Genomic DNA, 21,008 nt, shown 5'->3' on the forward strand with positions numbered 1-21,008 from the left:
CGCCAAGATTCAACAAATTGAACCGCTTTTCCTATTTTAACAATGAATGCAGCGCTCGGCAACCCATCATAATAAATACCTCAGGTAGACATAGATGGTCGAAATAACCATTGAAAGCAGCATCACAGGAACTCCCAATTTCATAAAACGAATAAATGTAATGCGGTGGCCGCCTCGTCCTGAAAGAGCGGCAACAACAAGATTTGCGCTTGCACCAATTAAAAGACCGTTTCCACCAAGACACGCACCCAAGGAAAGACTCCACCAAAGCGGTTCCAGATTCGTGATACCAAGTTCTCCCATATCTTTAATAAGCGGAATCATGGTAGCGACAAATGGAATATTATCAATAACTGAAGAAGCGATTGCGCTCATCCAAAGGATCAGAAAAGTAGTTGGAACAAGTTTACCTCCTGTCAGCGTAAGCGCTCCTTTAGCCACACTTGCAATAACCCCTGTCTCCACAAGTCCTGCTACGAGAACAAAGAGTCCCACAAAAAAGAATAAGGTCGTCCATTCAACACCCGCTAGAGCATCTTCCAAATAACGTTCTCCGGATAGCAAAAGTAAAAAGAACGCCCCGGCAAGTGCGATTGTTGCTGTTTCTGCACCAATAAACTCATGCAAGAAAAATCCAATAATAGTAAGAAACAAAACAACGAGCGCTTTGATCAGCAACGTTTTATCCTTGATTGCTTCACGTGCATTAAGTTTTGCAATTTTCATGCGCGCTTCTTTACTCCCTTTCAGTGAACGACGGTAAATTAATCCAAGCATCAAGAGTGTTGCCCCCACTATTAGCAATACGACCGGTGCCAGATTTGTGATAAAATCTAAGAAGCTGAGCTCCGGTACTGCGCTCCCAATCATAATGTTCGGAGGATCACCGATCATCGTTGCCGTGCCACCAATATTAGACATGAAAATCTCAGACATCAGGAAGGGTGTCGGGGAAATATCTAATTGTTTTGCAATGCTGAGCGTAACGGGTACAACCAGCAACACGGTCGTGACGTTATCAAGGAATGCCGAACCCACTGCAGTAATTAATGAAAAAACGATTAGTAACGCAAATGGCTGTCCGTTCACCATTTGTGCTGAGCGAATAGAGATATATTTAAATAATCCGGTTTGCGCAGTGATGGATACAATGATCATCATGCCGGTCAGAAGACCGATTGTATTGAAATCTATATGCTGAATTGCTGTATTTTGAGAGAGGACACCAAAAAGAAGCAATAAAGAAGCTCCAGTCATAGCCACTATAGTTCGATGAATTTTTTCTGAGATAATCAGTGCGTAGGCAGTGATAAAAATGATTATAGCAATTAATGCTTCACTCCGCATGTCCATCTTCCTTTAATATATTGTTTATTTTGGATTTTTATTTGATGTCTTTGTTTCATTATGTTTGGTCACAAGCTATTACATTGCAAAAGAACCGGATCTGTGCAGCAAACCGGCAGAATCCGGGGATTTTTTTTTATCTTAAATTTAACTTGCGAATTCCAGATTGTTTTGTAAAGAAATGAATTGAGATTTTACCCCATTTGTTTCCTGTTCTCTTGGCAAACTTCATTACGATTCACGATACCATTCGTTCAACTGTTTTTCCAACTGCTATTTATTTGCGCGTGCCGATGCCTCTTCTTTTTCAAACAAAATTTTCAGGAGCGGCGGCGTGATCAGTGTCGTCAGAATAACAACAAGGATGAGTGGTGTAAAATATTTTTGAGCCAAAAGATGCGCCTCTATACCGATAGAGGCGAGTATAAGTGCCACCTCACCTCTTGAAACCATTCCGGAGCCGATCCGAAATGAAGACAACGGTGAAAAACCAGTCATCCATGCTCCAAATCCGGATCCAATAAATTTGGTCAATACGGCAATCAGTGTTAAACCGATAATGAACCATATTTGGTCAAAAATACCATTGAATGTCACTTTTAGTCCAATGCTGACAAAAAAGACAGGAACAAAAATGCCATAAGCCACAGGTTCAATCTTACGCTCAATAGTTGCTTTGAATGATGTCTGGGCAAGCGCTGTGCCGGCAATAAACGAACCAATGATCCCTGCAACGCCAAGAAGATCTGCATACCATGCAAAAACAAGGCAAAGAACCAGTGCGAGAGCGATCACAGGTTCGGAAACCTTTAATCTGCCGAATAATCGAACGATCCAAGGAACACCTTTCCACGCTACAAAGACTGCCGAGGCAAAGAAAAAGATTTTTTCACCGACAACCCACCAAATTGACGTATCGGAGTCTCCAAATATACTCATAGCGAAAGCCAAAAGCACAATCACAATAACATCATCAAGCACAGCTGCGCCAAGTAATGTCATACTTTCCTTTGATTGAAGCTTGCCTAATTCCTTCAGTGTTTGGACGGAAATACTCACCGATGTAGCGGACAAGATCAATCCAAGAAAGATCGCATGACTTGTATCCATACCTAGTAGAGTGCCGGCCAGATAGCCAAATCCAAGCGGCAGAATTACACCACCCAAAGCTACCGCTGATGAAGAGCGGGCACTGTTTCTAAGATCCTCAAGGTTTGTTTCCAGACCGGCTATAAACATAAGCATGAGTACACCGATTTCACTAAAGACATGCATCATTTCAGAATCCGGTATCCACCCAAGAAGTGCCGGGCCAACCAAAATGCCGACGATTAGCTCACCGAGCACAGCCGGCTGCCCCAACCACCGAACACTTGCATGACCGGCTATTTTTGTTGCAACAATAACGACTGCTAACTGAATAATAAATGTCAATTCATGTCCTCCTTCTCCTCCAAAAAAACAAAAAGGGAGCCTATAATGACAGGCTCCTCCAAAAAACATTTCTTATTCACTTATTACATTAAGCTTACTTAATGAGCAGCTGAATTGTCAACCATTTGTTAGAAAAATAAAATCTAATCGTTCGATCTAGGACAAAAAGACTAGGACAAAAAGAAATAGATTGAACTCCACTCTTAGCCGATAAAAATATCTTCGTCCGGGTACCTTATATTTGCTTTCATACGTTTTAAAAAAGAGAATGCGATCGTGAGTGGACCAATTTTCCCCAAAAACATAACGCACATGATCACAAGCTTTCCACAAACAGTCAAATGGGCGGTTAGCCCCATTGACAATCCTACGGTACCGAAAGCAGATACAACTTCAAATAAAATACGCTCAAGTGAAGCTTGTTCAGTGATCGAAAGGGTAAACACGGAGACAAACACAAGAATCAGTGATGTCAGCGCAATGGTCAATGCACGCGCTACAATATGCCGTCCAATGGTTCTTTTACCCACCTCAACCTCAGGCCTTCCTTTGATGAAACTGATCATTTCTGCAGCGAGCACAATAAACGTTGTCAGTTTGATGCCTCCGCCTGTTGATGTACTGCCCGCACCGACAAACATTAAAAAAACCGTTAATAAGATGCCTGGAGTCGCCATGGCGCTATAATCAATGGTATTAAACCCAGCGGTACGAGGCGTAATTCCTTGAAAATAACCCGCCCATAATTTTTCGCCAAGCGGAAGTTTTCCCAATGTCCGGGCATTATGCCATTCGATTAGCAAAATGCCTGCAATTGCAATCACATTCAGTACAATCGTTCCGGTAATCATCATACGTGAATGCAGCGACATTTTTCGAAATTTCCGCTCTGAAAGCAGTTCGGCAAGAACTGTAAAACCAAGTCCTCCTGTGACAATCAAGCCGGAAATGGTTAAATTGATTACCGGATCGCCAACATATCGGATCAAGTTATCCGGGAACAATGCAAATCCTGCGTTATTAAAAGCACTGACTGCGTGAAAAACACTGTAAAAAAGGCCCCTACTCCAACCAAATTCAGGAACCAGTCGTGTTGAAATTAGGAGTGCCGCTACACATTCAATCGTTACAGAAAAGACAAGCAGCCACACCACGAGCCGAATAACACCACCGAATGATGGTTGATTAAGTGCCTCCTGCATCAATTGTCGTTGTCTGATCGAAACTTTTCCACCAAGCAAGATAACAAAAAAAACGGCAAAAGACATGATGCCGAGTCCTCCGATCTGGATCAGAAGCATGATCACCGTCTTACCGAACATCGTAAACGTCGTGCTGGGATCAATTGGTGCGAGTCCGGTAACGGTCGCTGCGGAAGTAGAAATAAAAAACGCATCGATCCACGAAATCGAATGAGTCGTTGCGATCGGAAGCTTAAGCATGAAGCAACCAACAATCACAAATGCAAGAAAAATAAGTACTAACAGCAAAGGAGGGTTAAACGTAATTGGCCTGATATCAAGCTGTGCCATCTTGCTTCTAAACCAAGTCATTCAGTCATACCCCTTCTTTTTCAAACCGTTCAAGATCTTCGCTTTTCCCAATAATCAGCAAAACATCGTTACGGTCAAGCTTTAAATCACCGATGTTACGTACAATGACCGAACGATTGCGACGGATCGCAATCACATTACAGCCGTAATTCGCGCGTACGTCAATTTCCATAATTGATTTTCCGATCAGCCGTTCTGTCACTTCGATTTCAATAATGCTATAGTCCTTTGACAATTCGATGTAATCAAGAATCTTATTTGCGGTCGCCAGATGCGCGATCCGGTACCCGATTTCCACTTCGGGACGAATGATCTTGTCCGCGCCAAGCTTTCTCAGGATCTTTTCGTGATAGTCGTTCTGAGCCTTCGCCCAAATTTCCTTCACACCGGATTCTTTCAGCAGCAGTGTCGTCAGGATGCTCGCCTGAATGTTGCGTCCAATCGCAACAATTACATGATCGAAATTGCGAATACCAAGCGCCAACAATACCTTTTCGTCCGTCGAATCCGCCTGCACAGCCTGCGATACGACATCCGAGTAATCGTTCACTTTATCCAAATCAATATCTATCGCTAAGACTTCGCAACCCATATTGCTCAGCTCGATGCTGACACTTGAGCCCAACTGGCCGAGACCGATGACAGCAAATTGTTTATTCATTAAAATCATTCCAATCTGTGATTGCCCCGTTATAAGAATTTACGGACCTGTTAATATGAGTGGTCATATATTGTTCACTCTATTTAAATGAAAGACCATTGTCAAACCAATCCGAAATATCATCGGGCATATTCGGAGAATTGAATTCAGAAGGTTAATTCATATCCCATTACAAAATAGTCAGAAATCGGCCTAAAAATGTAATTTTTCCCATTGAAGCGTTTTTAAAATAGGTACTCCTCTCCTCATTTTACATAATACAAAGCTGCTGTACGCTGCATTAATTGTTTGAACCGCGCCTTCTAGTGTGCGATAATAAATTGTGAAAATTATTATCGGAAAAATAAAAATTAAAGCTCAAAAAAGGAGTTTCAAGTCTCATGAAAATCGCATCGATTCAGCTTCAAATCAACGATGCACAATTGGCATCCGATCGCATAAAAAAAGCTGATCAATTGCTGGACAAATATGCCGGCTATGACTTTTTTCTTCTTCCGGAAATCTGGATGACCGGCTACAATACATTCGACCATTATCAGGATGAAGCTGAGCCTATAGATGGCCCATTCGTTGAACATTTTGCGCAAAAAGCGCGTGAGTTGAATGCTTATCTCTTTGCCGGAAGCTTCGTGGAAAAATCCAACGATCATTTTTACAACACCAGTATTCTGTTCAATCGTCAAGGGCAACTGATCGCATCGTATCGAAAAATTCATTTATTTACCTATGGATCAGAGGAAGGCGAGCTGCTGACACGCGGGACTGATCCTGTGACGGTCGACACAGAGTTCGGCAAGGTTGGACTCGCAACTTGTTACGACCTGCGTTTTCCGGAACAATTTCGTAAAGAACTTGATCACGGTGCTAAACTGTTTCTGATTACTTCAGCTTGGCCGCTCACGCGTCTGGCGCACTGGGAACTTTTTAATGCCGCTCGCGCCGTTGAGAACCATTGTTTTCTCGCTTCCTGCAATTGTGTGGGGATTAATCGAGGTGTCGTCCTTGGTGGACACAGCCGCATCGTTGATCCCCGGGGTAATGTAGTCGCTGCCGGTGATGAAAATGAATCCGTCGTTACGGCTGAGATTGATCTTGCAGCTGTTGATCAAATCAGAGAAGAATTTCCGCAGCTTAAACACAGGGTTCTATTCGAGTGACCGGCAGCTATGTGAGTCGTTCACGCGAATTATTGTACTTTATTTCTGTGTAAAAAAGTGTCTAACCAAGCCGAATAACGTGCCTGCTCGAATGATTGTTTGGATTAGTCGAAACAATAATCACCACCAATTGAAACATTATGTTCATTTTCTCCCCTTCTTCCTGAAAAAAACAAAGTGGAGCCCTTGTTGACAGGCTCCACCAAATTTCGTTCCCTATTCATTTCTTTAAGATTACTCATTCAACTACTCTGTTGTCAATCCCCATAATCATGAATTCCATTTTATTAAGGCTATGTAAAATTCTTGCAAACTCATTGAAGTCTACCCATACCACCCCGATAATTAGATTACGAGGAAAGTTGTCTCATTTGAACGAAAGGAGGTTCATACTGTCGGCAATTCATAACTAAGGGGAGAAAAAAGTGAATAAAACAGTCAAGATGCTGAGCGTTGCTCTTATCTTTTTCTCATTAACGATTGGAAGCATGATTGCACCATTCGAACAGTCTGCCCATGCAGCAGCAGCGAACTATAAGGCTTATGTTCGCTGCTATTCGCTGAATATCCGCAACAAACCAAGCAGTAAATATAAAACCGTGCGCACGGTTCATATGAACACACGGATCACTGTGCTTGTTCAGAAGAAAGGCTACGCCTATATTTATTCAGGCGGCAAAAGAGGTTATGTGCAGAACAAATGGTTAAAGGGCAAAATTGATTCAAAAAGAGCCCATATCACCGTCACCGCTGTGAACGCACGTTCCGGAGCAGGCAATCAGTACAAATCGGTGAAAAAATTGAAACACAACGAAAAAATCACCGTTTCCGGATATCATGGTGGCTGGTACGGATTTAAACATGGAAGAGTCACCTACTATATCGCTGCGAAATATGTAAAGATGGGCAATCCCCCAATAGCCAGCGCAGCCTCACCTGAAGTCGTCAAATTGAATTATTCACCAATCAATGCCTATACAGCGTATATCGGCTATGACAATCTCAAAATCTATCAAGACACAAATACAAAATCCGCCGTTGTCGCAACACTGAGAGAGAAAACAGCGGTTAACATCATTGGTCAAAACGGGGACTGGATACGGATTCGAACCAACGACGGTAAAGAAGGATTCGTCTATAAGGACAACGTGACAACAGATTTGAATCGATTTAATCCTCCCGCAGGTGCGAACGGTGTCGATCTTTCTCACTGGCAAAATGATCGTAGTGGCGGTACGATCGATTTTAACGCCATTAAAAATGCAGGAAACAGCTTTGTTATTGTTAAAGCAAGTGAAGGAAGCAACGGGTCGGATAACACATTCTCAGCAAATGCGCATCAAGCACAAAATGTTGGTCTTAAAGTCGATGCCTATCATTTCTTTAGGGCAGCAACTAGCGATCAGGCGATAGCTGAAGCCAATAATTTTGCTAATGTGCTGAATAACTCAGGATTCACTAATGACAATCTCGGCTATTTATTTGTAGACGTCGAAACAACAAATGGTATCGAGGGCAATGTCAAAGAAACCATAAGCGATAATGTTAATGTGTTCCTCAACCAAATGCGAAACAGAGGCTTTTCTAAGTTAGGCATTTATTCCGGAGCAAATTTCTATAAAACCTATATTGACATGAGCCGAATTTCACAACCTCAAAGGATGCTTATTTGGATCGCGCGTTATCGAGGTCAAGATACCAATAATGGTGTGGAAACAGGTTTTCAAGTTGATATCTGGCAATATACGAGCAATGGTACCGTTTCAGGTGTTAATGGTGCCGTAGATCAGAATGTTTCTTATTATGACCCTAATGCAATGTAATCCATCTTTTAGAGGCCTTCCCTTCCGAAGGTCTTTTTTTGCAAAAAAAGTGACGCCTGTGCTCAGGCGCCCAAGAGTTGTTCCTATATTAAAAAGGGGAGGTTAAACAATGCTTCATTGATTTAACATCCTTTATATTACAGGGAAATTATTAATTATTGATTAACAAAATGCTTAATGTTTTTCATAATTCGTTTTAGAAATAAAGCGCACGCAAAAAAATAAACCCTTTCGCAAGGGTCCAAATTAAAGATTATATAACAGGGGGAAGTCAACAAACACAATTTCATTTCACACATAAAGCATACCGAATTTCTTTAGAAATAGAGGAATATCGGTAAATTTTTGAAATAGATGTTATCCTTTTCATATTATTCCCGATCTTCAATGAACACATGATACGGAACCTTCAAATGAATGATGCCATTTGAATAGGGAGCGACCTCGTATTCCTGAAAAACAATGACAATTCCATGATCGTAGAAATAAAACTGTCCGTGTTTCAGATCAACGCTTTTGAACGAATCGAGAAAGAAATCATAGCGTCCCTCATTTTTCAGCTTGATCATTTGCTTTGTCAGATAGGCATTGACCTTCTTGAGTTCCTTCTTGGTGTGGATAATGTCGTTTAATTGATATTGTCTCCCACTGCGCGTATCGTAATTGTACACTTTTTCATAGTGCATACCGTGCGCGCCGCCTGTGTAAGATTCATCAATGAATGAAACACTAAGCAGGCAATTGCTGTTAAAACGTACTGTCGGTTGAGTATGGGCATAATAAGGCCCAGGCGTACCTATCAGCTGATCATGTGTGTACTGTTCTTTATATTTCTTGTCCGTTTTTTGCACATTCTCCGCATGTTTGCGAAAGACCCGGTTCATCTCATCCATGATCTGCTGATCATCAATCCCTGACGTAATCAGCGGATAGGAGATACCCTCAGACAGCTGTTGAATTTTGTATTTTACCGGAGGGCAGGTATTTGCTTTGGATACGGACGCAAAAATTATACCGGACAACAGACTGAAACAGACGATAAGCGGTACGATCCATCTTTTGTTCATGTATGACGAACTCCTTTCTTTTTCCTTAGTATGTCCTGACACCTTCAAGCTATGAACGGCGAAAAAATAGAACGTTTTCATTTCTGTTTTGCCTTCATATCGCGTAAAATAAGCAGTGAGGTGATGGAGAATGATCATCATACATGCGCTATTTAAAGTTAAATCGGAACAAAGAGATGCATTTCTTTCTGCAACCAAGCCACTTGTGGCTGGATCTCAGGCTGAAGGAGGAAACATCAGCTACAATTTATTGGAAAATACTCAGAGTCCCAATACCTTCATGATGATTGAGGAGTGGAAAGATCAGAAAGCAGTGGATGTTCATAATCAAACCAGCCATTTTGTTCACTTTGGCTCGATTTCCGCTCCATTCTTTGAGGTGCCGACAAGAGTAACCCTTTTTCAGGCAGAAAAAAAACAATAAAAGAGAAGCTCACCGCTTCCTATTTTTTCATCGTATCTTTTTCGTGAAACAACGGAAAATACTCATGCACCAAATAATTGAGGGAGATGAAACCAATGGGAAACGGTCATGCTTTCTGGTCTTTTTTAGCAGGATGCGGAGCAACAGCAGCTTTTTTCATGATGAGAAACAATCAGAAGAATATGCCTAAGTGGGCAAAAGAACCAATGGATCAAATGAGTAAAGCCGCTCATAATATGAGCGGTACGTTCAGTCCGCAAGGTTGAGGCATTACGATTTATCAAAAGGCTCTCTGCAGAACACATGCAGAGAGCCTTTTGACTTTTTCATAATAAAAATTCTAGAAGGCGCTGATACTGATATCAGACTGAAGCGCTTGAAGCAGCCGTTGTCGCATCCGTACTGTTATTCGCAGCAGATGAGAGCAAATTCCACAACAGGTCTTCCACTGAATTGGTGCTTTGAGTTGATGTATCCGAAATACCGGAAATACTGCTCGAATCATTAGAATCCGTATCAGTCAACTCACTGCCTGTTGATGATAAATCGCCGAGCATCTGAGATGATGAATCGTTCATTAATGAAGAAGCAAGCAATTGTGCAAACTCAGAAGATAATTCCTTTGTGTCTGTGCTACTCGTTGATGCTGTTGTAGCAGAATTTGAATTCTCAATTTGCGATAGATAATTGAGTAAATAGTTGTTCAACGAAACCGTCATTGTTACCTCCCCCTTTCCCCCATGATTGGAAAAACATTCTATAGTTTAACAAAGCAATCTTAAGAAATCATTAATTAGTTTTGCTCATCATTTTTTCTAAATTTCAGATAAAAATTGCTCGATATAGAAATTTTACTTTATATAAATAAAAAAACAGCGTTGTCATTTTCACAATATGGTAAAATAAGTTGTCTGCAGATAGACATGCGTTTTACGATTTATTCGTTTCTTTTAGATATCTGCTATAGGAACAAAATAGCACAAGAATTTCTGGAGAGAAGACAGAATCCACAACTTGAAAGCACCTCACCCTATCCTCTCCCCTGTTTCAATCGGTATTTTGCTGAAAAGCATGATATAGATGAGCATTAGGGGGAGTTTTCATGAAGAAACTTTTACGATTAATCACTGCAATTGCTTTGTCACTCGGCATTTTTTCAGGCGCTGCATTGCCGCAAGAAATCATTCCAGCAGCTCCGCAAAATGTTGCGTATGCTAAATCTTATCCAATTAAAGTTGTCAGCTCACATTTGAGTCTCCATCGCGGTAATGTCGCTTATGTCACAATTAAAGGTAAGCCGCGTGCACGAGGTACTATTTCTGTCATCTACAAATCTGGCCGAAGTACAGCCAAGGGATTGCAAGCTAAGGTATCCAATAAGAGCGGCATTATTACTTGGTCCTGGCTCGTTGGCGGCAATACCACAAAGAAAACTTATACTATTTATGTATCACTAGACGGACATACAAAGCCACTGAAACTTAATGTTCACTGATTGATTAGCCCAATTTGGGCTTTTGAATTCTAAAAACGGGTGGGTAGCCATGATTTATACAACACGCTGCTTTACAAAAAAAGTCCCCATGGCAACGCATGGGGAAACTGGAGAAGCATCAAACTATTCATTAATCATTGCGGACCAAATTGTGCGTCTATAACATCTCGAAAATCATAATTTTTCTTCATACCATAGGCATCACGGACAATCAGCTGCCTGCTGAATAAATCAAGACAGCTCGGGTAACAAATGGACTGCTTTATGAAACCGCCCTTGTAATAACTTAACTGAACGGGTGCACGCTCGTTAATCGCTGCTTGCAGCGTTCGTCTGATCTGCTCAGTCTCGTCCTCGGCAAGTATCGGCCGGTCTATTTTCGTGTTGTTTCGTACCTCATTTCTCATTCTTGTCTCCAGCATTGCGGACATACCCAAGTCGGACTCCGACTGCATACACGACGATTCTTCGGTTAACTTACTCATAGGTTAATTCCACCCTTGTCATTTGGTAACCGTAATAACTTCTCGATGGTATCCTCAATTTCCTGTCTGCTATGTCCGGTCCGTTGTTCCAACGCGTCCATATCTACCTTTCTGCCGCCGATGCTGTCGTTAAGAATAATTTGCCGCAGTTTTCGCTCGAAGTCAGATAGCATCAAATCACTCCTTTTGTCATCCATTATACACGAACATATGTTCTTTTTAAACTAAAAATACAAACTCACGTTCGATATAATTTAAGTAGACAAAACATGCTTCAACTTTGATGCATTCGAAAATTCGATTGATGGTATCGAATTATTCTTCTTTAATAGCCTTCTAAAAGTCATTATAGTTAAGATAACAACGATTGGAGATCAATTTATGAAAATCATTGCTTTTTATGGCTCTATAAGAGACAAAGGGAACTCAGAAACGCTTGCAGATTTTGCGCTTCAAGATTTAGATGTTACAAAAGTTTTTTTGAGAGATTATCACATTAATCCCATTTCGACTCAGAGACATGAAGATGGCGATTACCAAAAGCTGATCCGAAAACAAGTGCTCGCAGATATAATTTTATTTGTTACTCCGGTTTACTGGTATGGTATGTCTAGTTTATTAAAACTATATATTGATCGTTGGTCTAAAACCCTGAGGGATCCGTCAATGCCTAATTTCAAAGAAAAAATGAAAGCGAAAGAAGTTCATTTAATTACTGTGGGTGGCGATGAACCTTACATCAAAGCATTACCAATGATCCAACAAATGCAATTTATCTGTGACTTTTTACAAATGAAATTCGGCAGTTATGTCATTGGCAAAGGTGACAAAAAAGGGGACGTTCTAATAGATAAAAACGCCTTGAATTCTGCAGCCCATTTAAATCACTATTTTAAAAATCAAACTAATCATTGATCCTATTGGTCTGCCTTTAAAAATGATATGCTCACTCTTTTATGTCACTTTGCGATGCATTTCTGTAGAACATGAGCCAGTTGTTTTTTGTCCCGTCTTGTTCGAACTGAATGACGTGCCCATTATATTGATACTGAATCAGGCGTTTTCCATTTATTTTTGGCGACATGCGCATTTCTTTAACGATCTCTTCTCGAGAAGTCTTCAAATGCACGACGAAGCTATATTTAAAGCGTCTCTGATCCTTAAAGGCATCTGTTTCAATGTTGTCATCGATCTGAAACATTTGACCGTTTTTCTGATACACATAACTCTGCACTTCTTCACGATCAATGTGCCGATCCGGCTCTCCCCAAGCTTTTTTGACGTCCGTCAAACTAAATCCATCGTTCAAAGAAAGCGGTGTCCCACTGATTTTCCCATGCTTTAGATCTTTAACGAGTGCGGCATTTACTTGAACTTGCTTCGCATTTGTTGACTTCTTCACATGCGTGCACCCGGCAAATAGAACCAAAAGCAGAATACTCATTGCCAAAATTTTGTATGCCTTAATTTTCAATCACCTCTTAAAATTTTGCTAAATGATTATTTATAGGATACCTAAAAAGCTGCTGCTAATCAGTGTCATGTGAGTTTTTCCATCTCCTCTATTTTACCGATGAGTATAGACATGTTATTTTTTTCTATTCGCATTATTGATTTTAATATGTACACCCAGAAACCTGGGTGGTGGCGTTTTATTTTGCCTTGAGAACTGCTTGTTCAATCAATTGCGGAATCAGCGCTTTAATATTGCCAATCGCCTGCTCTCCGAGTGAGATCAATTCCGGTGCCTGAGCGATGACGGACTTGACTGCGTCATCTTTGACACGCGCAGCAAGTTCTGAAGTAAACGCTCCTTTGGCCTTGGCATCTGCAACAACTCGCTGATTAAAATCTGCAACGACAGTCTCAGCAATTGATGACAGTCCATCAAGAACTTTATTAGCTATATCAGCTTGAGACGAGCTCAGATGTTTGTCCGCTGCCGATTTAATCTTTGGCACGAAGGCTGTGATTAAGGCACCGACACCTGCCACTAATAGAGATAAAACTGCCGATAAAACCTGTACTCCTAAATCCTGCACAACACTCATCCTTTCAAAAGGTTAGTCTGCTTACGCTCATTAGCTTATTCACGGTTACTTTCCTTGCTTGAGCGATCTTCCACAGACTGTCGCCTTTTTTGGCAGTGCAGCTCTAAAAGAGGCCGAAGAAATAACGGTATTTACCCGTCATTTCCTCGGCCTCAAACTTTTTCTATTTAGTATACAAAAGATACGATAAAGGTCACTAACGATAGAACAAATAAAACTGAGGGAATCCATGCAAGACCAGTTTGATCACAGAAGTCCGATAGTGATGTGTATTTTTCTTTAAATGATAATTGATACAGAGCCTGTATAGCAAAAGTCATTGACGCACTGCTCAATAAAAAAAGAACGCTGATCAGTAAAAGCATATAGATTACCTCCTCACCATTCGTTTAGTATCAAACGAAAACAATTCCCTTTCATCATACTTTATTTAAGTAACCTCTGCCTGGATAAATCTGCATGTTAAGTTAATTATGCAAGCTAATCAAAAATATAGTATGCTATTTTTTCAGGCTATTGAGGTGACTATAGTATTGGTGTCTTGTCTTTGCACATTGGCAACATCATCTTCGAACTTGAGAAGCTCGTCCCCAAAACATCTGGCTTACATTGCCGCATCCATATTTTCATCTTCAATTCTCTTTTATGAGATAGCTATTTCTGCGATCTCCTGCACTTTCTCTTTGACTGCGGAACTGAAAAGGAATTGACGGGCATTAATCCTGTGCAGCAGGGTCAGAAAAATTCATGAATCCAGGTTCACTCAAAGCAAAGCAAGGTAATGGAAAGGGGTTTATTGATGCATCTTTTGTTCACGTACATAGTATTAGGTTTTTCTATTTCAGTTCCTGTTGGTCCGATCACCATTGGTATGACCAAGCAGGGATTAAGAAATGGCTTTTTATTTGGGTGGTGCGTTGGTCTTGGTGGAATGACCGTTGATTTTATCATGATTCTCTTCATCTATTTCGGCTTTTCTACAATTCTATCGATGCCGATAATTAAAAGTGTAATGTGGCTGTTTGGCTGTTTCTTTCTTATCTATCTAGCTGTTGACAGTTTTAAAGAGAGTAAAGATTTTATTCATGATGAGGAACAGAAACCTGTTCAGCGTTCGCTTCTAAAATCCTATTTGTCGGGTTTAATGGTAGCAATATCGCCGGGAAGTATTATTTTTTGGATTGGTATTTTCGGCTCCATCCTCACAAATTCATTAACCGCTTCTACATCACATTCTTTTCTTTATATTGCCTTAGGAATACTATTGGGAATTATTCTTCACGATATCGTTCTGCTCAGCGTCATACACATGACACGCCGATTTGTGAATCAAAAGTTTATGCGTTGGTTCTCTATTGGCGCAGGTTTTGTATTACTGGCATTTGGCATCCGGTTTGGGTATGAATTTATAAGATCTTTGACCACAGCATATTAAGCATCTTGCTGCCGACATCATTTGGGACAATGCCTCCGTATGGATACAAAAAAGAGGTCTCTCATCGATTTCAAAATCGGTTGAGAAACCTCTTTTTTTAATAAACTAATACTTGAAAATTGAAAAAATATTCCAACCTCTTGTCAGCTCTGCAGTCTCCATGAATAAAATAGGGAAAGATTCCGTTCTTACCAGCTGTTGAGGGCAGCTGGCAGGCAAACGTACTCATCGTGTGAACAGTGGATGCCAATACCATTCCTAATACCTTCTTAATTCAGCCTTAAGCTGTTTTTAACATTTGAGAGGTACAATAAATGTCAGTGAGGGTGGCCCCACCATCGCCATCAGTGTTGGCGATGGTGGGGCCAATACTATTTTTGTATAGCCGCAACCCATCATTTACCCGTGTCTAGCACTCCTAGAGCAATTGGCTGCATATCTCCTCTAAACGCCCACCTGCTAAAGCAGGTGGGTTCAGACATAAATGTCTGCGACTTAAAGTCGCCATTCAAGACTGAAGTCTTCTGAAAGTTCTTGTGCTCAATGCACACTGAATTCTGACTGAACTCAGTCATCAATCCTGAAAATGTCGTCCCTGACTTTATTTGATTGATTGGCAATATAAGTTCGGATGATTCCGTCTGTCACGGTGCCCACCGTTGCACAGAAATAGCCTCTGGACCATAAATGCTGACCCCAATATCGTTTTTTCAATTCTGGAAATTCATCCTGTAATAACCGGGATGAACATCCTTTCAAATACTGCATGACTTTACTTGGAGCCAAACTGGGCGGACAGGAAATTAGCAGGTGAATGTGCTCTTTACCTACGCTACCTTGCAGAATCGTGATCCCTCTGGCGTCACAACCTTGCCGGATCAGTTCCCGTAACCGGACAGCAACCTGGCCTCGCAACACTTTGTAGCGATATTTTGTCACCCAGATCACATGATACTTAATGTCATAGATCGCGTGACCATTTTTTTGATAACCGTCCATACTTTTCACCTCTGTAAAAAGTATGGACACGAAAAGATAAGGCTAAAAGCGGATACCGTCTAAAGACGGTGGGTTTAGACCCCGCTTTTGGAAACTAAAGCAAAATCAAAACAACCCCTGAGGGTGCCGCTTTCATTCATTCTCTATTATTTTCTGACATGATACGCCGCGTCTCCTTTAGCATCACATGCCATTTAATATGGTAAAATAGGGTATCGTTCGATCGAGACGAATCCCGATTTATTAAGTCTTGTGGTATTAAGTCAAGACCTAAATAAGATTAATTCCTTTACTTCTCACAGACATTTGAAAAAAGAGACAACACAAACCTAAGCCTTCAATAATTACCAAAATTTTGAAGGCAATAAGGAGGTGGATCTTTACTGATTATCGGCGACTTCACCTCCCTTCGGCGTGTAAATCAGGTGGTCGCGAAGCAGCACGTCCACCAGCCGAACCAGTTTTCTTGCTGTTAGTACGAGTGCGCGTTTATGACGAAACTTAGGAACTTCATTGAATTTCTTTTGGTAATAGGATCGATAAACCGGGTCACGTCGCTTTACTGAATTGGCAGCTTCAATCAAGTAGTAGCGAAGGTATTCATTACCCGTGTGTGTTCGTGGCGTGCGTTCTGCCCGAAAAGTTCCGGATTGGGAGACTTTCCAGTAGAGGCCGGCATATTTAGCGAGCTGAGCCTCATTGTCAAATCGATCAATCTGACCGATCTCGGCAATCAGACCGGCCGTGTAGACCGGACCGATTCCCGGAACACTCATGAGACTTCGCGCCTCGGAGATGATGACGCATAGAGACTCAATGCTCTTGTCCAGTGTCTGAATTTGTTTCTTCAGCCCGGCGATGATACGGGCATAGGTGGCAAGCACGACATCAATGGAATCCTGAAGGACTTTGCCAATGCGGTAGGAATCCCGTATTGCTTTCTGAATCGCTTTGGCCAGGTTTTCCGGATCACTGAAGCGTCCTTTTCCAGCCTTGTTTAGACGTTCGGCGAGGTCTTCCAATTTCATCTGGGAGATCTCATCGAGGGATAGGGAATCGCTTAGGATATCCATGATCGACGCACTGAACACAGAGGTCGGAATTTCCTGAGTCAAGGTGTTGCACGTGTAATACAGATTCTCTAGAAAGTGCTGTTTACATTCGGTCATTTGATGAATCAGCTGATAACGGGTTCGTGTCAGACGTTGGAGCGCGACATACTTCTCTTCTTTGATGACGGGTACCTGGTAACGCTCAATACGTAGAAAATCGGCAATCCGGAAGGCGTCAATCGTATCGGTCTTGTCCTCGTCAAATAGCCCTTTATAACGATGAATCATCGTCGGGTTGAGGGTTACGACATCGAGAGGTAGCGCCTTCAAGTCCGCATCTTCATGAAAAAACACCGCTGGATGAAAGCTGTAGATGGATGTGGACTCCATGCCGATCACCACCCGTTGATAGTGAGCGGCTGAGTGGAACTTCAACACCAGATCCTTAATGGCACCGGCACCGATCAGATTATTCGCTAAAGACTTTTGGATCAGCCTATTTTGATCACTGTCCAAAAAGCAAACGTCTAGTTTCTCTGAACTCACATCAATACCAACAAACAATTTCATTGGGAAGGACCTCCTTTCCTGATCAATTTTGGAATAAGCTCGGATACTCTGTGATGTCCCCTAATTACACCTGCATGAACGCGACCTCGCGATCAGTAGACCATGGCTGCGCGTTCAAAGCTGCCTCATCCTGCTTCTGATGAGTTGAGCCGCAGCCGCCACATCTTGTGCGTCAGCATATCTGGCAGTTGCCTGGGCGGCAGACTTAAAACGTAGTCGAACTACAGGAGCGATAAGCCTAGTCCAGTTGGATCCATTCCAATGAACAACTAGAGGATATCACGCAGTACCCGAGCTGAACAGGGGATTACATTAACTTCAAAACTTATAATACGAGGAGATGATTGGATGAAAAAGCCTTTTGTATTGCCTGCAATTATTGCACTGCTGACAATTGTGGCCTGCTTTTTTGGGTATGCGTTTCAAGAAATGGCCTACTGGACCAAAAACAGCATGTTTTGGTACTGGTTTGGCGCTGTGCTGGCTTATTTATTTTCTGCAGCAGCTATCACGTTTATCATTATCGACATAACGATCAAGAGAAACCTCGGAACCATCGAGCGCGTGATCGATGGATTAGTCATGGGTGGTGGGCTACTTGTCATCATCTTGACTATTCTTTGGACTACATTTATCATCATCGCTTGGCAGTCAGGAATGTAAAAATGCATGCTATGAAGAGTTCTACAGGAATTTTCCTTATTGCTGCTATTATCCTCAGATTTCACCTTAGCACCCTAAAAACTACTTGGTTCAGTTGTTTCCCCTTTCATTTTCAGTGTTCCTGATTTTGGATAAGAAGAAATGATTGGGTCGTGTCAAATCGCACATTTCTTCAACTCCTTACAATTTCATTCAATGAAAGGAAGTTTAAAATGAACTGGAAACTCTATACGCTGCTTGTTATCCCTGCCGTAATTATGATGTTCGTTTTTGGTTTTCTTTTTCCTCTTCCATCTAAATACTTTATCTGTATCATGATTATTCCAGCTGTTTTTTGGATTCTATACTATTCCATCGATTACGCTCAGAAAAGAGAAAAAAATCGCAATTAAAATTTATGCTCATGTCACTCAAAAAATAAGAAAAACCGGGCAAAAAGCGCCCGGTCCTTAATCTCCAGCCATGTGTGATTAGTTTGTGTCTTTACAGTGCTGAATCATCGCTTCGGTTGCTCGCATCAACTGAGCGCGACCGCGGGCGCACCGCGAGCCTCCTCAGTCAGGCAGAAATCTGCGGGGTCTCGCTGGCACCTGATCCCGCAGGCGTCTCGCACCTCCGCTTTGATTCTCGGTCAAGACACTGGTTTATTTGTTTAAATACGAGGCAAAATCTTATACTTTCTTTACTTGTGAAAAAACACTTCTCATGTATCCAAATGGATACATGAGAAGTGCCCTAAAAAACAATCTATTCATACTGAAAAACATTGTTAAATCAATGTTTTTTAGTTTATTACATCATACCGCCCATTCCTGGTGCTCCGGCTGGCATTTGCGGTTCCGGATGTTCTTCAGGCTTGTCGGCAACGACTGCTTCAGTTGTCAGCAGCATTGCAGATACAGAAGCCGCGTTTTGCAGTGCGGAACGTGTAACCTTTGTTGGGTCAACAATTCCGGATTCAATCATGTTTACCCATTGATCCTTGGCAGCGTCATAGCCGATGCCTGGTTTCTGGGATTTCAGTTTTTCAACGATGACAGAGCCTTCGAGGCCTGCGTTTTCGCCAATTTGACGAACAGGTTCTTCGAGTGCGCGGACAACGATGTTCACGCCGGTCTTTTCATCGCCTTCAGCTTCAACAGCTTCAACGTTCTTGATCACGTTAGCAAGAGCTGTACCGCCGCCGGCTACGATACCTTCCTGAACTGCAGCGCGAGTCGAGTTCAGAGCGTCTTCAATACGCAACTTGCGTTCTTTCAATTCAGTTTCAGTTGCTGCACCGACTTTGATTACGGCTACGCCGCCGGACAGTTTTGCAAGGCGTTCTTGCAGCTTTTCTTTGTCAAAGTCAGACGTTGTTTCTTCCAACTGTGCTTTGATCTGACCGACACGCGCGCCGATCTTGTCGGATGCGCCTGCACCTTCAACGATCGTCGTGTTGTCTTTCGTAACGATAACCTTGCCGGCTGTTCCGAGTTGATCAACCGTTGTTTCCTTAAGTTCGAGACCAAGGTCACTTGTAACGACCTGTCCGCCGGTCAGTACAGCGATGTCTTCGAGCATTGCTTTCCTGCGGTCGCCGAAGCCAGGAGCCTTAACAGCAACAACGTTGAATGTACCACGCAGTTTGTTCAGTACGAGCGTTGCCAACGCTTCGCCTTCAACATCTTCAGCGATGATCAGCATTGGTTTGCCTTGTTGAACAACTTTTTCAAGAACAGGAAGAATTTCTTGAATGTTTGAGATCTTCTTGTCGGTGATCAAGATGTATGGATTGTCGAGAACGGCTTCCATTTTATCCTGGTCTGTAACCATGTATGCGGAAGCATAACCGCGATCAAATTGCATACCTTCAACAACGTCAAGTTCAGTAACAAAGCCCTTGGATTCTTCAAGCGTAACAACACCATCGTTGCCAACCTTTTCCATAGCTTCGGCAATCAGTTCGCCGACTTTTTCGTCAGCTGCAGAAATAGCTGCAACTTGTGCGATTGATGCTTTGCCTTCAATCGGCTTTGAAATTTCTTTCAATCCCTCAACGGCAGCCTGAGTTGCTTTTTCAATACCGCGGCGAATGCCCATTGGGTTTGCACCGGAAGCAACGTTCTTCAAGCCTTCGCGAATCATAGACTGCGCAAGAACCGTTGCAGTTGTCGTACCGTCGCCGGCTACATCGTTCGTCTTGCTAGCGACTTCGGATACAAGACGTGCACCCATGTTCTCGAATTTATCTTCAAGTTCGATTTCTTTTGCAATTGTTACACCGTCATTCGTAATCAGCGGTGAACCGTATTTCTTATCAAGTACAACGTTGCGGCCTTTCGGTCCGAGCGTTACTTTTACTGCATCAGCTAAAACGTCGACACCGCGAAGCATCGAGCGGCGCGCTTCTTCACCAAATTTAATATCTTTTGCCATTGTGAATAGTCCCTCCTAAATTAAATTAGATCTGAGGATCTTCTGTTAAACGAGCATTGCAAGTCAGTCAATAACAGCGAGAATATCGTCCTGACGAACAACGAGATAGCTTTTGCCGTCATATTTTACTTCAGTGCCTGCATATTTTGAAAAGATCACTTTTTCTCCTTCTTTTACGTCCAAAGCGATACGTTCGCCTTTGTCGGACACCTTGCCGGCACCAACGGCAATAACGCGGCCTTCTTGCGGCTTCTCCTTCGCCGAATCAGGAAGTACGATACCGCTTGCTGTTTGTTCTTCTTTTTCTTGTGGTTCGATCACAATACGATCACCCAATGGCTTTAACATGTTGAAATACCCTCCTTAAAAATGTT

The 21,008-nt window shown here is 42.1% G+C and carries 24 protein-coding genes; 9 read left to right on the top strand and 15 right to left on the bottom strand.

Annotated features, from left to right (window positions below):
• Positions 1–66: 66 nt before the first annotated feature.
• From NOM01_RS10235 to NOM01_RS10250, 4 genes are all read right to left on the bottom strand, one after another.
• Positions 67–1,347 (bottom strand): ArsB/NhaD family transporter, encoded by a 1,281-nt coding sequence (locus tag NOM01_RS10235; protein WP_255748385.1) that lies wholly within the window; start codon positions 1,345–1,347, stop codon positions 67–69.
• A 273-nt stretch (positions 1,348–1,620) separates the two neighbouring features.
• Entirely contained in the window at positions 1,621–2,781 is a 1,161-nt protein-coding gene (locus tag NOM01_RS10240) for a cation:proton antiporter (RefSeq protein ID WP_255748386.1), read from the bottom strand.
• A gap of 203 nt (positions 2,782–2,984) precedes the next feature.
• On the bottom strand, positions 2,985–4,334 hold the full coding sequence (locus tag NOM01_RS10245; protein ID WP_255748387.1) for a TrkH family potassium uptake protein: 1,350 nt from the start codon (positions 4,332–4,334) through the stop codon (positions 2,985–2,987).
• A 4-nt stretch (positions 4,335–4,338) separates the two neighbouring features.
• The gene (locus tag NOM01_RS10250; protein ID WP_255748388.1) at positions 4,339–4,995 is read right to left on the bottom strand and encodes a potassium channel family protein; all 657 of its coding nucleotides are present in this window, start codon (positions 4,993–4,995) and stop codon (positions 4,339–4,341) included.
• A 380-nt stretch (positions 4,996–5,375) separates the two neighbouring features.
• On the opposite strand from NOM01_RS10250, the gene NOM01_RS10255 reads away from it, so the two are divergent.
• The gene (locus NOM01_RS10255; RefSeq protein WP_255748389.1) at positions 5,376–6,152 is read left to right on the top strand and encodes a carbon-nitrogen family hydrolase; all 777 of its coding nucleotides are present in this window, start codon (positions 5,376–5,378) and stop codon (positions 6,150–6,152) included.
• A 425-nt stretch (positions 6,153–6,577) separates the two neighbouring features.
• Positions 6,578–7,975: a GH25 family lysozyme gene (locus NOM01_RS10260; protein WP_255748390.1), complete on the top strand. Its 1,398-nt coding sequence runs from the start codon at positions 6,578–6,580 to the stop codon at positions 7,973–7,975.
• Positions 7,976–8,346: 371 nt separating this feature from the next.
• On the opposite strand, the gene NOM01_RS10265 is transcribed toward NOM01_RS10260, so the two are convergent.
• Entirely contained in the window at positions 8,347–9,042 is a 696-nt protein-coding gene (locus tag NOM01_RS10265) for a DUF3298 and DUF4163 domain-containing protein (RefSeq protein ID WP_255748392.1), read from the bottom strand.
• Positions 9,043–9,172: 130 nt separating this feature from the next.
• Between NOM01_RS10265 and NOM01_RS10270 the strand changes: the two genes are divergently transcribed.
• Together NOM01_RS10270 and NOM01_RS10275 are read left to right on the top strand one after the other, a co-directional pair.
• On the top strand, positions 9,173–9,466 hold the full coding sequence (locus NOM01_RS10270) for a putative quinol monooxygenase (RefSeq protein ID WP_255748393.1): 294 nt from the start codon (positions 9,173–9,175) through the stop codon (positions 9,464–9,466).
• Between the two features lie 95 nt (positions 9,467–9,561).
• Positions 9,562–9,732 carry a hypothetical protein gene (locus NOM01_RS10275; RefSeq protein ID WP_255748394.1) on the top strand — a complete coding sequence of 57 codons (171 nt, stop codon included), beginning with the start codon at positions 9,562–9,564 and terminating at the stop codon, positions 9,730–9,732.
• A 96-nt stretch (positions 9,733–9,828) separates the two neighbouring features.
• Here the strand turns inward: NOM01_RS10275 and NOM01_RS10280 are convergent, their stop codons facing one another.
• Entirely contained in the window at positions 9,829–10,185 is a 357-nt protein-coding gene (locus NOM01_RS10280) for a hypothetical protein (RefSeq protein ID WP_255748395.1), read from the bottom strand.
• A 383-nt stretch (positions 10,186–10,568) separates the two neighbouring features.
• Here NOM01_RS10280 and NOM01_RS10285 point away from each other — a divergent pair, with 383 nt between their 5' ends.
• Positions 10,569–10,961 (top strand): hypothetical protein, encoded by a 393-nt coding sequence (locus NOM01_RS10285; protein WP_255748396.1) that lies wholly within the window; start codon positions 10,569–10,571, stop codon positions 10,959–10,961.
• 134 nt (positions 10,962–11,095) lie between these two features.
• On the opposite strand, the gene NOM01_RS10290 is transcribed toward NOM01_RS10285, so the two are convergent.
• The gene (locus NOM01_RS10290; RefSeq protein ID WP_255748397.1) at positions 11,096–11,446 is read right to left on the bottom strand and encodes a YolD-like family protein; all 351 of its coding nucleotides are present in this window, start codon (positions 11,444–11,446) and stop codon (positions 11,096–11,098) included.
• Entirely contained in the window at positions 11,443–11,619 is a 177-nt protein-coding gene (locus NOM01_RS10295; RefSeq protein WP_255748398.1) for a hypothetical protein, read from the bottom strand. Before NOM01_RS10295 ends, NOM01_RS10290 begins: the two co-directional genes overlap by 4 nt.
• 208 nt (positions 11,620–11,827) lie before the next feature.
• Between NOM01_RS10295 and NOM01_RS10300 the strand changes: the two genes are divergently transcribed.
• Positions 11,828–12,361 (top strand): flavodoxin family protein, encoded by a 534-nt coding sequence (locus NOM01_RS10300; RefSeq protein WP_255748399.1) that lies wholly within the window; start codon positions 11,828–11,830, stop codon positions 12,359–12,361.
• 31 nt (positions 12,362–12,392) lie between these two features.
• Here NOM01_RS10300 and NOM01_RS10305 read toward each other — a convergent pair whose 3' ends face one another.
• The 3 genes from NOM01_RS10305 to NOM01_RS10315 all read right to left on the bottom strand — a co-directional run bounded on the left by NOM01_RS10305 (position 12,393) and on the right by NOM01_RS10315 (position 13,862).
• Entirely contained in the window at positions 12,393–12,920 is a 528-nt protein-coding gene (locus tag NOM01_RS10305; protein WP_255748400.1) for a hypothetical protein, read from the bottom strand.
• A 178-nt stretch (positions 12,921–13,098) separates the two neighbouring features.
• Positions 13,099–13,488: a hypothetical protein gene (locus tag NOM01_RS10310; protein WP_255748401.1), complete on the bottom strand. Its 390-nt coding sequence runs from the start codon at positions 13,486–13,488 to the stop codon at positions 13,099–13,101.
• A 176-nt stretch (positions 13,489–13,664) separates the two neighbouring features.
• Positions 13,665–13,862, bottom strand: coding sequence for a hypothetical protein (locus tag NOM01_RS10315; RefSeq protein WP_255748402.1), 198 nt, complete (start codon positions 13,860–13,862; stop codon positions 13,665–13,667).
• Positions 13,863–14,296: 434 nt separating this feature from the next.
• Here NOM01_RS10315 and NOM01_RS10320 point away from each other — a divergent pair, with 434 nt between their 5' ends.
• Positions 14,297–14,932: a LysE family translocator gene (locus NOM01_RS10320; RefSeq protein WP_255748403.1), complete on the top strand. Its 636-nt coding sequence runs from the start codon at positions 14,297–14,299 to the stop codon at positions 14,930–14,932.
• Between the two features lie 567 nt (positions 14,933–15,499).
• Here the strand turns inward: NOM01_RS10320 and tnpA are convergent.
• Together tnpA and NOM01_RS10330 are read right to left on the bottom strand one after the other, a co-directional pair.
• Positions 15,500–15,931 carry an IS200/IS605 family transposase gene (gene tnpA / locus NOM01_RS10325; protein ID WP_255748404.1) on the bottom strand — a complete coding sequence of 144 codons (432 nt, stop codon included), beginning with the start codon at positions 15,929–15,931 and terminating at the stop codon, positions 15,500–15,502.
• Between the two features lie 380 nt (positions 15,932–16,311).
• On the bottom strand, positions 16,312–17,553 hold the full coding sequence (locus tag NOM01_RS10330; RefSeq protein ID WP_255748405.1) for an IS110 family RNA-guided transposase: 1,242 nt from the start codon (positions 17,551–17,553) through the stop codon (positions 16,312–16,314).
• A 348-nt stretch (positions 17,554–17,901) separates the two neighbouring features.
• On the opposite strand from NOM01_RS10330, the gene NOM01_RS10335 reads away from it, so the two are divergent.
• Positions 17,902–18,216, top strand: a complete 315-nt coding sequence (locus tag NOM01_RS10335) for a hypothetical protein (protein WP_255748406.1) — start codon at positions 17,902–17,904, stop codon at positions 18,214–18,216.
• Between the two features lie 212 nt (positions 18,217–18,428).
• Positions 18,429–18,608: a hypothetical protein gene (locus NOM01_RS10340; RefSeq protein ID WP_255748407.1), complete on the top strand. Its 180-nt coding sequence runs from the start codon at positions 18,429–18,431 to the stop codon at positions 18,606–18,608.
• Between the two features lie 400 nt (positions 18,609–19,008).
• Here the strand turns inward: NOM01_RS10340 and groL are convergent, their stop codons facing one another.
• Positions 19,009–20,634: a chaperonin GroEL gene (groL, locus tag NOM01_RS10345; RefSeq protein WP_255748408.1), complete on the bottom strand. Its 1,626-nt coding sequence runs from the start codon at positions 20,632–20,634 to the stop codon at positions 19,009–19,011.
• 63 nt (positions 20,635–20,697) lie between these two features.
• Entirely contained in the window at positions 20,698–20,982 is a 285-nt protein-coding gene (gene groES, locus NOM01_RS10350) for a co-chaperone GroES (protein WP_255748409.1), read from the bottom strand.
• Positions 20,983–21,008 lie beyond the last annotated feature (26 nt).

The organism is Sporolactobacillus sp. STSJ-5, from assembly GCF_024385605.1.
In the GTDB taxonomy this organism is placed as follows: Bacteria; Bacillota; Bacilli; order Bacillales; family Sporolactobacillaceae; genus Sporolactobacillus.